The 14,785-nt window shown below is 58.1% G+C and carries 13 protein-coding genes; 4 read left to right on the forward strand and 9 right to left on the reverse strand.

Features of this window, described 5'->3' with window-relative positions; genetic code table 11:
* Window positions 1-61: 61 nt before the first annotated feature.
* The 8 genes from THISIDRAFT_RS04525 to tkt form a co-directional block, all read right to left on the reverse strand.
* Window positions 62-1,081, reverse strand: a complete 1,020-nt coding sequence (locus tag THISIDRAFT_RS04525; protein ID WP_006787535.1) for an RnfABCDGE type electron transport complex subunit D — start codon at window positions 1,079-1,081, stop codon at window positions 62-64.
* Window positions 1,081-1,938, reverse strand: a complete 858-nt coding sequence (gene bioC / locus THISIDRAFT_RS04530) for a malonyl-ACP O-methyltransferase BioC (RefSeq protein ID WP_006787536.1) — start codon at window positions 1,936-1,938, stop codon at window positions 1,081-1,083. The genes THISIDRAFT_RS04525 and bioC overlap by 1 nt, the downstream gene beginning before the upstream one ends.
* A complete protein-coding gene (bioH, locus tag THISIDRAFT_RS04535) occupies window positions 1,910-2,707 on the reverse strand; it encodes a pimeloyl-ACP methyl ester esterase BioH (protein ID WP_006787537.1) in 798 nt (265 codons plus the stop codon). The genes bioC and bioH overlap by 29 nt, the downstream gene beginning before the upstream one ends.
* A 134-nt stretch (window positions 2,708-2,841) precedes the next feature.
* Window positions 2,842-3,906: a class II fructose-bisphosphate aldolase gene (fba, locus tag THISIDRAFT_RS04540; protein WP_006787538.1), complete on the reverse strand. Its 1,065-nt coding sequence runs from the start codon at window positions 3,904-3,906 to the stop codon at window positions 2,842-2,844.
* 167 nt (window positions 3,907-4,073) lie between these two features.
* Window positions 4,074-5,516 (reverse strand): pyruvate kinase, encoded by a 1,443-nt coding sequence (pyk, locus tag THISIDRAFT_RS04545; RefSeq protein WP_006787539.1) that lies wholly within the window; start codon window positions 5,514-5,516, stop codon window positions 4,074-4,076.
* 144 nt (window positions 5,517-5,660) lie between these two features.
* Entirely contained in the window at window positions 5,661-6,839 is a 1,179-nt protein-coding gene (locus THISIDRAFT_RS04550; protein ID WP_006787540.1) for a phosphoglycerate kinase, read from the reverse strand.
* A 125-nt stretch (window positions 6,840-6,964) separates the two neighbouring features.
* Window positions 6,965-7,978: a type I glyceraldehyde-3-phosphate dehydrogenase gene (gene gap / locus THISIDRAFT_RS04555; protein WP_006787541.1), complete on the reverse strand. Its 1,014-nt coding sequence runs from the start codon at window positions 7,976-7,978 to the stop codon at window positions 6,965-6,967.
* Window positions 7,979-8,076: 98 nt separating this feature from the next.
* Complete coding sequence (gene tkt, locus THISIDRAFT_RS04560) at window positions 8,077-10,077, reverse strand: transketolase (protein WP_006787542.1); 2,001 nt, start codon at window positions 10,075-10,077, stop codon at window positions 8,077-8,079.
* Window positions 10,078-10,519: 442 nt separating this feature from the next.
* On the opposite strand from tkt, the gene ccmI reads away from it, so the two are divergent.
* Window positions 10,520-11,389: a c-type cytochrome biogenesis protein CcmI gene (ccmI, locus tag THISIDRAFT_RS04565; RefSeq protein ID WP_006787543.1), complete on the forward strand. Its 870-nt coding sequence runs from the start codon at window positions 10,520-10,522 to the stop codon at window positions 11,387-11,389.
* 84 nt (window positions 11,390-11,473) lie between these two features.
* On the opposite strand, the gene THISIDRAFT_RS04570 is transcribed toward ccmI, so the two are convergent.
* Window positions 11,474-11,665, reverse strand: coding sequence for a PA3496 family putative envelope integrity protein (locus THISIDRAFT_RS04570; protein ID WP_006787544.1), 192 nt, complete (start codon window positions 11,663-11,665; stop codon window positions 11,474-11,476).
* A 111-nt stretch (window positions 11,666-11,776) separates the two neighbouring features.
* On the opposite strand from THISIDRAFT_RS04570, the gene THISIDRAFT_RS04575 reads away from it, so the two are divergent.
* The 3 genes from THISIDRAFT_RS04575 to THISIDRAFT_RS04585 all read left to right on the forward strand — a co-directional run bounded on the left by THISIDRAFT_RS04575 (window position 11,777) and on the right by THISIDRAFT_RS04585 (window position 14,779).
* Window positions 11,777-11,950, forward strand: coding sequence for a hypothetical protein (locus THISIDRAFT_RS04575; protein ID WP_159098522.1), 174 nt, complete (start codon window positions 11,777-11,779; stop codon window positions 11,948-11,950).
* A 185-nt stretch (window positions 11,951-12,135) separates the two neighbouring features.
* A complete protein-coding gene (locus THISIDRAFT_RS04580; RefSeq protein ID WP_006787545.1) occupies window positions 12,136-14,031 on the forward strand; it encodes a V-type ATP synthase subunit I in 1,896 nt (631 codons plus the stop codon).
* Window positions 14,032-14,257: 226 nt separating this feature from the next.
* The gene (locus THISIDRAFT_RS04585) at window positions 14,258-14,779 is read left to right on the forward strand and encodes a class I SAM-dependent methyltransferase (protein WP_217159213.1); all 522 of its coding nucleotides are present in this window, start codon (window positions 14,258-14,260) and stop codon (window positions 14,777-14,779) included.
* Window positions 14,780-14,785 lie beyond the last annotated feature (6 nt).

The raw sequence follows: 14,785 nt of genomic DNA on the forward strand, positions 1-14,785 counted from the left end.
GGAAAATAGATATCACGGTAGAGCCAATACGCGGCTTTCGGGTGGCCTCCAGTTGTGCTTATCAGGGGTGGCCGAATACTTTGGGGCGGGTGTAGTGGTCAAGCAGGGGTACGGTGCTGTTCATGAGCAGGACGGCAAAGGCGAGGGCGTCGGGGTAGCTGCCCCAGGTACGGATGATGAAGATAAAAACGCCAATGCCCAGGCCAAAGAGGAAACGTCCGAGCGGGGTGGTGCTGGCGGTGACGGGGTCAGTGGCGATAAAAAAAGCGCCGAGCAGTACCGCGCCGCTAAACAGGTGTAGCAGGGGGCTGGCGTAGTGGGCCGGATCGAGCCACCAAAATAATCCGGCGAGCAGGCTGAGGCTAAGTAACATACCCAAGGGGATGCGCCAGTCAGCCAGCCCGCGATAGATCAGCCATAGGCCGCCCAAACCAAAGGCCAGTGCCGGGCCTACAAAGGCGTAGGCATGCGGTTGCCAGAGTTCATGGGCTAAGGCCAGCGTCTGGCCCTGGCTGCGCAGGGTGCGTAATTGATCGAGAATGGTGGCCCCGGAAAGGCTGTCCCAGCCAAGCCCCGGCGGCCATTGGCCCAGCAATTTCAGGCGCAGGGTGTCCATGAAGTCCAGCGGGCTGGCACCCAAGGGCAGCGGCACGGGCCATAAAGTGACCTCACGCGGGAAGGAGAGCAAAACCACGACATAGCCGACCATCGCCGGGTTAAACAGGTTATGTCCCAGGCCACCGTAGAGTTGTTTGGCAAAAACGATGGCAAACACCAGGGCGACCGCAATCACCCACCATGACACCAGCGGCGGCAGGCACAGGGCCAGCAACCAGCCGCAAACCACCGCTGATCCGTCACCGAGTACAATCCCCAGCGGTTTGCGCCGCAAAAGCACGATGATGGCCTCAAAACAGAGGGCCAAAATCACCGCCAGCAAGACATTGAGCAAAACGCCCCAGCCCCAGAAAAACACCAGCAAAGCGGTGCCGGGGCACAGGGCATAGAGCACCTGGCGCATGATCCGGTCGGTACGGGCCACGGCGGCCAGATGGGGCGAGGAACGCAGACTGGCGGTCATCACTGGGCGATGATGGGGATTACGGGACCGGGGGTGGGTGCGGCAGCGGGGACGTTGCGCCAGGCATGGCCGTAGAGGATTTCATAGGTGGCGGGCAGGCGTCCGTCGCTGTGGGCAAAGCGTTGATACTGTTCACCCAGGGCGGCGAGACGGGCACGTCCCATCAGGCCGCTGGCGCGTCCTTGGGTGGCATTGGTGGCGCCGATGCCTTTGAGGTCTTTAAGCAGCGCGCTGAGATCGGCATAAGTGACAGTGAGGGTTTCACGCGCCATCACCGGGTCGGCAAAACCGGCCTGCAGCAGCATATCCCCCAGATCGTGCATGTCCCAAAAGGCGCTGACGTGCGTGTGAGGGTCTAGTGCGGCGAAGGCGCTGCGCAATTCGTGCAGGGTATCCGGCCCAAAGGTGCTAAACATCAATACTCCATCAGCGCGCATGACACGATGCAGGGCTGTGAAGGTGTCTGCAGGGGCATTGCACCATTGCAGGGCGAGATTGGAAAAAACCAGATCGAAGCTGTCTGGCTTGAAGGGCAGCGCCTCCAGATCGGCATTGAGCAGGCTGAGTTGCGGATTTGCCGGGTGGTGCCGGGAGACACCGCGCAACATGCCAACGGCCAAGTCCAGAGCGATGATCTGCGCCTGGGGATAATCGTGGTGCAGGGTGGTGATGGCATGACCCGTGCCACAGCCCGCATCAAGGATGCGGTGCGGCTGTTTTTTGATCAGGCGCAGGTGTTCCAGCAAACGCCCGGCGATTTCGCGCTGCAGGAAGGCGGCGTGGTCGTAGTGGGGGGCGGCGCGTTCGAAGTGGTGTCTTACGAGGCGTTTATCCAGATGGTAGGGGTTTTGGGTCATAAAGCAATAAGTCGTTGAAGGCGTGATCAAACGCGTCGCTATGGGTCAAAAAGGGAATATGACCCGCCCCGGCTATGCGCCGGATCGCCAGGTGCGGGCTGTGTGCCTGCAAAAGATCTGCACTGGCGATGGGTACGAGGCGGTCATATTCGCCGAAAATCAGGCCCACCGGCATCGGCAGGTGGTGCAGGATAGCACGGGCGTCGCTGTGTGACAGCCAATGCAGGCCGATTTCCAGGATGGCCGGATCGGCGGGCGGGGTGTCAAGCTGTGCCCTAAGACGGCGCATCTGCGTGGCAGCATCGGCAATGCCGTGAAATTGCAAGGCGAGAAAACGCTTGAGGGTGAGGGCGTAGCCGTGTTGCAGATCGTTGGCAAAGGCCGCCAGGGCTTCTGGTTGCAGGGCACAGGGCCAATCCGGGCGAGTCACGAAGCAGGGGCTGGAGGCCAGCAGGATCAGGCGTTGTACGCTGCCAGGATGCTGTTGGGCAATGTGTAAGGCTACCAGCCCACCCATTGACCAGCCCACTACGGTGCCCGCCGGTGGCAGGCTGGGCGCAATGACGGCGGCAAGCTGGGAAAGTGTGGCCGGGCTGGGGTGGTGACGGTTCAGACCATAGCCGGGTAAATCCAGGGCACGGAGGTGATAGCGGTGTTTGAGGCGCTGGGCCAAGGGCGCAAAGATAGTGGCCTGCATACCCCAGCCGTGTAGCAGGGTCACTGGCGGACCGCGACCGCAGTCAATGGCATACTCAAGTGGATGATACATGGGATAGATTCAGAAAGCGCCTTGTGACGGCAGCTTCTCGCCGTCGCTTTTTTCAGTGGCATCAAGATGATGCCGCTACGTGAAGCGGCTTGCCAGCCCGGTAAAAGTGTCAGGCTGGCAAGGATGGCGCGTACTTAGTTAATGCGGGGGTCTAGCTCGCCGCTTTTGTAGCGGGCGGCCATATCGTCAAGTGAGACGGGTTTGATCTTGGAAGCCATGCCGGCACAGCCGAAGGCTTCGTAGCGCGCCTTGCAGATGTCTTTCATGGCAGCCGTGGAAGCCTTGAGGAATTTGCGCGGGTCAAATTCTTTGGGCTGTTCTGCCAGGATTTTGCGAATCGCCCCGGTGGAGGCTAGGCGCAGGTCGGTGTCGATGTTGACCTTGCGCACCCCGTGTTTGATGCCTTCCTGGATTTCTTCCACTGGTACGCCATAGGTCTCGCCCATATCGCCACCATATTTATTGATGATCTCCAACCATTCCTGCGGCACCGAGGACGAGCCGTGCATTACCAGGTGGGTGTTGGGGATGCGCGCATGAATCGCCTTGATGCGCTCAATGGCGAGGATGTCGCCGGTGGGCGGGCGGGTGAATTTATAGGCGCCGTGACTGGTGCCAATGGCAATCGCCAGAGCATCTACGCCGGTTTGCTTGACAAAATCAGCGGCTTCGTCAGGGTCGGTGAGCAGCATGGAGTGATCCAGCACACCTTCGGCCCCGGAGCCATCTTCTTCTCCGGCCATGCCGGTTTCCAGACTGCCCAGGCAGCCCAGCTCGCCTTCCACCGACACGCCGATGGCATGAGACAATTGCGTGACCGTGCGGGTCACATCGACGTTGTATTCATAGGTGGAGGGGGTTTTCATATCCGCCATCAGTGAACCGTCCATCATCACCGAGGTAAAGCCGGAGCGAATCGAGCTAAAGCACACCGCCGGTTCTGAGCCGTGATCCTGGTGCAGCACAATCGGGATATGCGGATACATCTCCACGGCGGCCAGGATGTTGTGGCGCAGGAAGGGTTCGCCGGCGTATTTACGCGCCCCGGCAGAGGCCTGGATGATCACCGGGGCATCAACGGCATCGGCGGCCTGCATGATCGCGTGTACCTGTTCCATGTTGTTGGCATTAAAGGCGGGCATACCGTAGCCATGTTCAGCGGCGTGATCCAGTAGTTGTCTCAAGGAAATAAGGGCCATGCAAAAAACCTCCTGAATATATTGTTGTGATAACGACTAAGCAAAACGTACTATTTTTTAGAAAGACTCCCCTCCTTTTCAAGGAGGGGTGCCGCGTAGCGGCGGGATGGTTCTTGACCCCCTCCCCGCCTTCGGCGGGACTCCCCCTTAACAGGGGGAGAGTATTATTACTGCTTGGCATTGATCAAATCACCGACACGGATGATTTTCATCGCGTTGGTGCCGCCCATCACCCCGTCCAGATCGCCTTTGGTGATGATCACCCGGTCATCATGCTCCACGATGCCTTCACGCAGCAAAAACTCCACCACCTGGCGGTTATTTTCTGTGTGACAGGTGGGATCAGGTTCAAAGTGTACCGGATAAACCCCGCGATACAGGGTCAGACGGCGGCTGGTGCGGATATGCCGGGTCAGGGCATAAATCGGGATGCCGGAGCTGATCCGTGACATCCACAAAGGCGTTGAACCGGATTCGGTCAGGGCGGCAATGGCGGCGACATCCAGATGGTTGGCGGTATACATCGCCGCCATCGCAATGGCCTCATCAACGCGGTGAAAATAGCTGTCAATGCGATGCGTCGAAACCCGCGCAATGCGCTGGCGTTCAGCGGCCTCGCAGATGCGCCCCATGGCCGCAATGGCCTTGGCCGGATAGCGCCCGGTGGCGGTTTCACCGGAAAGCATCACCGCATCCGTGCCATCCAGGACCGCATTGGCTACGTCAAACACCTCAGCGCGCGTGGGGATGGGGTTTTGAATCATTGACTCCATCATCTGGGTGGCGGTGATGACCACGCGGTTTTGGGTGCGCGCCTTGTGGATCATCGCCTTTTGCACCCCCGGCAGCTCGGCATCGCCGATCTCTACCCCCAGATCACCTCGGGCAATCATGATGGCATCGGAGGCTTCCAGGATTTCATCAATCGCCGTAACCGCCTCGCTGCGTTCGATCTTGGCGCAGATGCGCCCCTGTCCGCCCGCTTCCTGCAGCAGGCGGCGCGCCAGATGCACATCCTCGGCACAGCGAGGAAAGGACAGCGCCAGATAATCCACATCCAGCGCCGCCGCCAGCCGGATATCCTCGCGGTCTTTGTCAGAAACAGCCGCCGCTGACAGCCCGCCACCCTGACGATTGATGCCCTTGCTGTTAGAGAGTACCCCGCCGACCACCACGCGGCTGTGAATCCGCGTGCCGTCGATGCGTTCGACCTCAAACACCAGGCGGCCATCATCCAGCAGCAGGATATCGCCAGGGCTGACATCACGCGGCAAATCCGCATAGGTCAGCCCCACACCTTCACGGTTGCCAGCCTCTTTGGGCAGTTGTGCGTCAAAGAAAAAGGCATCGCCTTCATTAAGCTCCACCGCGCCTTGTTCAAAGCGGGCAATGCGGATTTTAGGGCCTTGCAGATCGCCCAACACCCCAACGCAGCGGCCTATTTGAATCGACAGCTCGCGAACCATCTGCACCCGCTTGCGGTGATCGTCGGCATGACCGTGGGAAAAGTTGATCCGCGCCACATCCAGCCCGGCCTCAATCAGGGCGCGCATGACCTTGGGGTCATCCGTGGCTGGCCCAAGGGTCGCCACGATTTTGGTTCGTCTCATTGGTCATTTCTCTCAAAGACTCCCCTCCTTGATTCACGGAGAGGTGCCCCGTAGGGGCGGGGTGGTTGCTTTAAAAACCTAGGCCCCTCCACGCCTGCAGCGGGCCTCCCCCTTAACAGGGGGAGCGTTTTCGTGCGCTGGGGTTCAGGTTTTAGCGCGTTCTTCCAGAATCGCCACGGCGGGCAGTTTTTTGCCTTCCAGAAATTCCAGAAAGGCCCCGCCGCCGGTGGAGATATAGGAAATGCGCTCGGCCAGCCCATATTGGTCAATGGCCGCCAGGGTATCGCCGCCACCGGCAATGGAAAAAGCCTCGCTGGCAGCAATGGCTTCCCCGAGCGCCTGGGTACCGCTAGCAAACTGGGCAAATTCAAACACCCCGACCGGGCCGTTCCAGACAATGGTCCCGGCCTTTTGCAGCAACTGTGCATAGGTCGCCTCGGTCTGCGGACCGACATCGAAAATCATATCCTCGGCGCTGACCTCGCTGACCGTTTTCGTGGTAGCCGGGGTGCTGGCCGAAAATTCACTACCCACACGCACATCCACCGGTACCGGAATCACGCCATCTTTGGCCTGAGCAGCTTCCATCAGGCGTTTGGCCTCGGGGATGAGGTCATGTTCACACAAGGATTTGCCCACGGGATGGCCCTGGGCGGCGATGAAGGTATTGGCAATCCCGCCACCGACAATGAGCTGATCTACCACCTTGGACAAAGATTCCAGCACGGTTAGCTTGGTGGACACCTTGGAGCCACCCACAATGGCCACCAGGGGCCGCTTGGGATTATCTAGGGCCTTGCCCAGCGCTTCCAGTTCTGCCGCCAGCAAAGGCCCGGCGCAGGCGATGGTGGCAAACTTGGCCACGCCGTGGGTTGATGCCTGTGCCCGATGGGCGGTGCCAAAGGCATCCATCACATAAATATCACACAAGGCAGCATATTGCCGGGACAAGGCATCGTCGTTTTTGCCCTCACCGGGATTAAAACGCACGTTTTCCAACAACACCACCTCACCGGCGGCCATGTCTACGCCGTTGAGATAATCAGCCACCAGGCGTACCGGCTGACCGAGCAACTGCCCCAGATGCGCAGCCACCGGCGCCAGTGAATCCTCTGGCGAAAAAACGCCCTCCTTGGGGCGTCCTAAATGCGACATCAGCATCACCTTCGCACCCGCCTGCAGGGCATGCTGAATGGTCGGCAGACTGGCACGAATGCGGGCATCGGAGGTGACCTGGCCATCTTTGACCGGGACGTTGAGATCTTCACGGATTAACACCCGTTGATCCTTTAGATCAAGATCAATCATCTTGATAACGGACATAGCAAGAGTCCTCAAATAAGCTAAATCATTGGCCTGTGGCGAGCCTTCAGTGCGGCAGCCGCTAAAAAAGACACCCCTCCCTAAATCAGGAGGGGTGCCTGCCCCGTCGGGGGCGGGGATGCAGCTTACTTGGCGTTGATCAATGCCAGGGTGGTATCCAGCATCCGGTTGCTAAAACCCCATTCATTGTCATACCAGGCCAGCACTTTGACCAGCTTGCCGTTCATGACCTTGGTCAGTGAGGCGTCGTAGGTCGAGGAGGCCGGATCGTGATTGAAGTCCATGGACACCAGCGGCGCATTGGAGAAATTCAGAATGCCTTTGAGTTCATTTTCCGAGGCCGCCTTGAGGATGGCGTCGATCTCGTCTTTGCTGGTGGGGCGGGCGGCCTCAAAGGTCAGATCCACCACCGAGACATTGATGGTGGGTACGCGCATGGCAAAGCCATCCAGCTTGCCGTTGAGTTCCGGCATGACCAGGCCCACCGCAGCAGCGGCGCCGGTCTTGGTGGGGATCATGGACTGCGTGGCCGAACGGGCGCGGCGCAGATCAGTGTGATACACGTCGGTGAGCACCTGATCGTTGGTATAGCTGTGTACGGTGGTCATCAGGCCGCCAACAATGCCGATTTTTTCCTGCAGCGGCTTGACCAGCGGGGCCAGGCAGTTGGTGGTGCAGGAGGCATTGGAGATCACCGTGTCGCTGGCCTTGAGAATCTGATGATTCACGCCATAGACAACGGTGGCATCCACATCATTGCCGCCGGGAGCAGAAATCACCACCTTCTTGGCCCCGGCACGCAGATGCGCGCTGGCCTTTTCCTTGCTGGTGAAAAAACCGGTGCATTCATGCACCACATCCACGCCCAATTCACCCCAAGGCAGTTGCGCAGGATCGCGCTGCGCCAGCACACGAATTTTGTCACCGTTGACAATCATGTAGTCGCCTTCGACACTGACCTCGCCGTTGAAACGGCCATGCACCGTGTCGTATTTAGTGAGATGGGCATTGGTTTCGGCGTTGCCCAGATCATTGATGGCAACGATCTGGATTTCATTGGTGCGGCCTGATTCATACAGCGCACGCAACACATTACGCCCGATGCGACCATACCCATTGATTGCGACTTTTACTGCCATAATGAACTATCTCCTTGGGAGAACAATTTTAAATTAAGAGAAACGCGGCGGCCCAACGGCAGTATTGCCGCTTGGGGCCGTGGTATCAGAAGCGGCGCCTAACGCCCCAGGGTGGCCAGTACCGCCTTGGCGACGTTGTCGGCATTAAAGCCAAACAGCTGCATCAGGGTATCACCGGGGGCAGATTCACCAAAGCGGTCAATCCCCACCACGCGCCCATCCAGCCCGGTGTATTTCAGCCAGCCGATGCTCACGCCCGCCTCGACCGCCACCCGCGCCCGCACACTGGCCGGCAGAACGGCTTCGCGATAGGCCGCATCCTGGGCATCAAAGACATCGGTGCTGGGCATGGATACCACGCGCACCTGCACCCCTTGGGCCTCAAGGCTTTGGGCGGCCTGCATGGCCAGCATCACCTCTGAACCGGTGGCTATGATAATGGCATCGGGGGTTTTTGGGGTATCACGCAACACATATCCGCCACGCGCAATGTCGGCGATCTGCGCTGGACTGCGCGCTTGGTGTGCCAGTCCCTGACGTGACAAAATCAAGGCGCTGGGGCCATTGTGCCGCTCAATCGCGGCTTTCCAGGCCACGGCGGTTTCCACCGCATCACAGGGCCGCCACAGCGACATATTGGGGATCAGGCGCAGGCTGGTGACCTGTTCAATGGGCTGATGCGTGGGGCCATCTTCGCCCAGACCGATGGAGTCATGGGTGAGCACATAAATCGCCCGCTGCTTCATCAATGCCGCCATGCGCAGGCCATTGCGCGCATAATCCGAGAAAATCAGGAAGGTGCCGCCATAGGGAATAAAACCGCCATGCAGAGACAAGCCGTTCATGATGGCGGCCATACCAAACTCACGCACGCCATAATAGATATAGTTGCCGCTGGCGTCTTCTTTGCTGCAACCCTTGGCCCCTTTCCATAAGGTGAGATTGGAGCCCGCCAGGTCAGCAGAACCGCCCAATAGCTCCGGTAAGTGCGGGGCATAGCCGTCGATGGCATTTTGCGAGGCCTTGCGCGAGGCAATTTTTTCGCCCTTGCTGTCTGTTTGCTCAATAAAGGCACCGGCTTTTTGCAGCCAGTCCTTGGGCAGATCGCCATTGATCCGGCGGCTGAATTCTGCGGCCAACTCAGGATGTGCGGCCTGATATTTGGCAAAATTCGCCTGCCAGGTGCTCTCTGCCGCTTCGCCCCGCTTGCGCGCATCCCACGGGGCGCGGATTTCTTGGGGAATCTCAAAGGGCGGATGCGGCCAGTTGATGGTTTGACGCACCAAGGCGATTTCCTCAGCCCCCAGCGGCGCACCGTGGCATTCCTCTTTGCCCTGCTTATTGGGCGAACCCCAGCCAATAATGGTCTTGCAGCAGATCAGGGTCGGACGATCGCTGACACTGCGGGCGGTGTCAATGGCCTGCTTGATCGCCTGGGCATCGTGTCCATCCACCCCGGGAACCACATGCCAGCCATAGGCCTCAAAGCGCTTCGGGGTGTCATCGGTAAACCAGCCATGCACCTCACCGTCAATGGAGATGCCATTATCATCATAAAAGGCAATCAGCTTGCCCAGCCCCAAGGTCCCGGCCAGTGAGCAGGCCTCATGGGAGATCCCTTCCATCAGGCAGCCATCGCCCAAAAAGACATAGGTGTAGTGATCAACGATGGTGTGTCCGGGGCGATTGAACTGAGCACCGAGAATCTTTTCCGCCAGGGCCATGCCCACGGCATTGGTGATGCCCTGACCCAGCGGACCGGTGGTGGTCTCAACCCCTGGGGTGTAGCCATATTCAGGATGGCCGGGGGTTTTGGAGTGCAGCTGGCGGAATTTTTTCAGCTCATCCATGGGCAACTCATAGCCGGACAGATGCAGCAGGGCATATACCAGCATGGAGCCATGACCGTTGGACATCACAAAGCGGTCACGATCCGCCCAGGTGGGATTGCTCGGATTATGTTTGAGGTAGTCGTTCCATAAGACCTCGGCGATATCAGCCATCCCCATCGGCGCACCGGGGTGTCCTGAATTGGCTTGTTGCACCGCGTCCATGGCAAGGGCGCGCACCGCGTTGGCTATTTCTCTACGGGAAGGCATGTAATGGATTCTCCTGTTGTATACGTTGTTTTGGGATGGCGAGACCCCCCAAGATTATAGTGTGTTGTCGCGCTGCTGTGACATGCGCCGGGACTTAAGCTACCGCGACCTGCCTGTTTGCATTGGCAAAGGAGGCCCCGGCGCAATGTGTCTGCCCCCACAGGGCAGGCGTCTCTCGCTCAAGCATGGCCAGAAAACCCCGAGGAGATACACACTTTATTTTATATTTTTATAACTTTCTAATAGTAAAGCGAGGCATTTTTAGCAGAACTGGCGCAATATCTCAACCAGTGCTTGCATTTTCTGTGCTATGTAGCGGCATCATCCTGATGCCGCTTGAAAACATGCGGCACCTGGAAGCCGCCGCCACAAGGCTTGCGCCTGTAGTACAATCTTTTCCCTTCTCCCCGCGCTGGCTTGGGGATTTTTTGCGGAGGTTTTGATGATTTTTTTCTGGTTTATTGGCGTGATGCTGGTACTTGCAGCCCTGGCGTTTATCCTGCTTCCCCTGTTACGCCCTGCACGACACACCGCGACCCGCCCGGCGCTGCCGCAAACAGGGCTGGCCATCTATCAAACCCAGCTGGCCGAGCTGGAGCGTGACCGCAAGGCCGATCTGATTTCCGAGGCGCACTACCAAAGCGCCAAAGTCGACCTGCAGCGCAATCTGCTCGAAATCAGCGCCCACGAAAGCCAGGCCGCCGCTGTCATGGCGCAGCCGGTAACATCCTGGCGCCTGCCTGCAAGCGTGATCTCAGGGCTGCTGGTACCGATACTGGCGCTGTGGTTGTATGCCTCACTGGGGACGGCGGCGATTATCAGTGGTGGCACTGGGCAAAGCAGTATGCATGAACTGGAAGCGGTTATCGCCAATTTATATGCCCGTCTGGAAGCAGCCCCTGAGAATCCGGCCGGTTGGGCAATGCTGGCACGCTCCTATCAGGTCATTGGGCGAGACGGTCAAGCCATTGCCGCTTATGAACGCGCCTTGCAACACGGTGGCGAGGCCAGTGCAGATTTATTGCTGGAATATGCCGATCTGATGGGCGCCACCCGCCCTGAAGGCTTAAGCGGTCAGTCCATGCGCCTGATTGAACAAGCCCTGGCACTGGAGCCGCGCCACCCCAAAGGCCTTTGGCTGGCGGGTAGCGGGTATTTTTACGAAGGGGATTATGCCACAGCACTCACCTACTGGGAGCCGCTGCTTGAGCTTTTGCCGCCCACCTCCGAAGAGGCGCGGATGATGCGCGCCAATCTGGACGATCTGCGCACCCGCATACAATCGGCCTCTGAAGCCACCCCGGCAGAGTAAGCATTAGCCCACAAAAAAGCCCGCAGACCGTGTATATATTCGGACTGCGGGCTCATGGAACCGGCGCTGGTTTAACGCCATCCACTACCAATCAAGATCATTGAGTGAACTGGCATTCTCATCGAAGGTATCTTCAAGCTGGCGTTTGAGGGCCTTGCGCTCCAGATAGAGCTCCAGGGAGCGGCGGGCATCGCGCCGTTGATTGATGGATGTGTCCTGCTTCCATTCAAAATTCTCCTCATCTTCATATATCAGGCTATCTGCAGCCCTTGCCATGGTGTCACCTCGTGGATACATCACAACTACACAGTGGAATGGATTAACCCCGCACAGCCTTTGCGTTAAGCGCTGCTGCAAATCCTGCGCGGCGGTGAAAACATTAAGGTCTTGATCCCCAAGGCGGCGCATCTTGCAGACAATGGGGTTTATTTTTTATGGAACTCTAGCTTCCCAAGTGAGCTTTGGGGCTTTGACCGCAGTGCGGCGCGTGCGTTGCAAAACCTGGAAGAGACTTTGCGCACCAGCACGATGCGCATCACCACCGCAAAAACCAAGGCTTAAAGAAGCGTAAAGCGTAAACAATGCTATATACATTGCTTTAAAAAAACTGCAACAAAAATTTTCAGCCAGCGCGTAGATTCAAGCTGACGTGATCTATGCCAAATGGCGGCGGATTTTCCCAGGACAAGGCCTTGAGGATATGCCACACTTAGGCAAACGCACACGCTTTTTGGAGTCTTTAAATCATGAGCATGTTTGGCACGGTACCGATTACCCACGTCACCTTTCAACTCCTGTCCGAGGATGCCAACGAGCTGTCCCTGGCGCTGGCAGAATGGGGACGCTTTTTGCCCCAGGGCAACGCCGAGTTAAGCGAACATCTGCCACAAGACCCGGCACAGCGCTATCGTGCCGAGCTTGCGGTGGCCGAATCGCGCCTGCAAAAACTCTTGCAGCATTACGCCATCCCGCCCGCCGAGACACTGGAACCGTTCAAACCGGTGAGTCTGGACACCTTGCTGGAACTGCAAGGCTGGCTGGGAGAGCAATGGGCCCATGCCTCACAAACCCAGGAAGCGGCGCGTAAGCTGCATGAATCTATCCGTAATCTGGATACCCAGCTCGCGACTCTGGAAAATTTCCGGGCCCTGGATATTGATCTGGGCATGCTGCAGGAAAACGGTTCGCGCTTTCTGGATCTGCGGGTTGGCACCCTGGCCTCGGAAAATGTGCAACGCCTCACCCAGGCTGCTGAACTGTCAGGCTATGTGGTCAGCGAGTTTTTGCAGACCAAGGGACAATCCTATGTCGTTGTCGCGGGCAGAAAAGGCGAGGAAGCGACGCTGGAAAGCGTACTGCGCGCAGCCGGCTGGCGCAGTCTGCGCATTCCTGATGAATTCAAGGATCACCCGGAAAGTATCCATGCGCGCCTGACCCAGACCCGCGAAGCCCAGCAAGCCGAATTCGATGCCCTGCAACACGACATCGCCCAGCAGGGACACGCGCTGGCCCTGCGCCTGCGGCAGGCCTCACAAACCCTGATACTGGCAGCGCCCTTTAGTGAAATGGGCGAGGCTTTGCGGGCGCGCAACACCTTGACCGTGGTCAGCGGCTGGGTGCCTGCCGAGGACATCACACCGCTGTATCGCCGTCTGCGCCGCCGCATCAAGGCCCCCGTGGCGATGCTGACCCGCGAACCGCGTCGCGGAGAGGCCGTCCCCTCCATGCTCAAACATCCGCGCTGGATCAAGCCCTTTGTCACCTTGGTCAACAACTTCGGCACCCCGCGCTATGGCGAATTCAACCCCACTTGGCTCTTTGTCATCACCTACCTGCTGATGTTTGGCACCATGTTTGGCGATGTCGGCCACGGCTTGGTGATTGCCGGGCTGGGCGTTGTCCTGCGCCGCCATCTGTTCGGTTTTGCCCCGTTCATGATTCTGGCGGGGCTCTCGGCAACCCTGTTCGGTTTTGTGTATGGCAGCTTTTTTGGCTACAAAACCGTCATCCCGGCGCTGTGGATGTCGCCCATGTACAACCCCAACCTGCTGCTCAAGCTGGCGCTCTATTGGGGGATTGCCTTCATCACCCTGGCGATTTCTTTAAGCATCTATAACCGCGTGCGTGCCGGGCAGCTCAAGGCCGCATTATTTGACGGACGCGGCGTTGCCGGGGTTGTGCTCTATGCCGGCCTGATTCTCACCGCCTACCAATGGCTCAGCCACGGCGCAGTGCATCCGCTGAGCTGGCTGGCGATCCTCATTCCGCTCGCCACCATCATGAGCTATCACTGGCAACATGCCGACTCAGCCTATGGCGAGCGCGCCATCACCGTCTTGATCGAAGGGCTGGAAAACATCATCGGCCTGTTCTCCAGCACCCTGTCTTTTCTGCGCGTCGCCGCCTTCAGCCTCAACCACGTCGCCCTCGCCCTGGCGGTCTTTGCCCTGGCCAACATGATGGACACCACCGGCTACTGGCTCATGGTCATCGCCGGGAACATCTTCATCATCGTCCTGGAAGGCGCCATTGTCGCCATCCAGACCTTACGTCTGGAATATTACGAAGGCTTCTCGCGCTTCTTTTCCGGCGATGGCCGCCCCTTCAAACCCCTGCGCCTGCGCACCCAACCGCCGCAATAAGCGCCGCTGGCAACACCTGCGGCTGAAAAGCCTCAAAGCAAAAGGTTGTTGCCTGGTCGGACATCCACAATACTATCGACAATTTGGATTTAGCAATGTTAAAGAATTATCCATGGAGGTGTTCCTCAGGAAGAGTTCTTCGCGCTTTCATTTGACGGCAATATTCCGCAAGGAATGTATCTTTTCTGGCTAACAAGGCGCCCCAGCGGACGGCTAACCGTCACCGTTGAGCTTTATCGTTCATCTCTATAAAGAATGTAAGGAAAAGCGATGGATTATTACTGATCGATGGATGATTACTGATTACGGACTCTTGATCGATCTACATAAACAAGGCCATCGTCAAGGACCGGGCAGGGAGGCCGAGACGGAAAAAGCAATCAATCTGGCTACAATCGACCGGACTGCGCCTGTGAAAATCGCAGATATCGGGTGCGGTACAGGGGCATCTGCCCTCGTGCTTGCCAAATGCTTAAATGCCAAAATCATGATGGTGGACTTTCTTCAGGATTTTCTGAGCGTGCTCAAGGAAAAAGCTGAAAACATGGAGGTGGCAGATAGAATCTCGACCTATAACATCGGATTTGAAAAGGGCGTCGCGGACTGGCGCCGTTACTTGAAAACGGGTGGTCTGTTGGTTGTATCCGAGATCACATGGATGACCGACTCTCTACCATGGGAACTTCAAGACCATTGGATAGCGAATATCCCGAAATTGATGTCGCCTCTGCCAAAGGATCGTTGCTGATGTTGC

Source organism: Thiorhodospira sibirica ATCC 700588 (genome assembly GCF_000227725.2).
Taxonomy (GTDB): Bacteria; Pseudomonadota; Gammaproteobacteria; order Ectothiorhodospirales; family Ectothiorhodospiraceae; genus Thiorhodospira; species Thiorhodospira sibirica.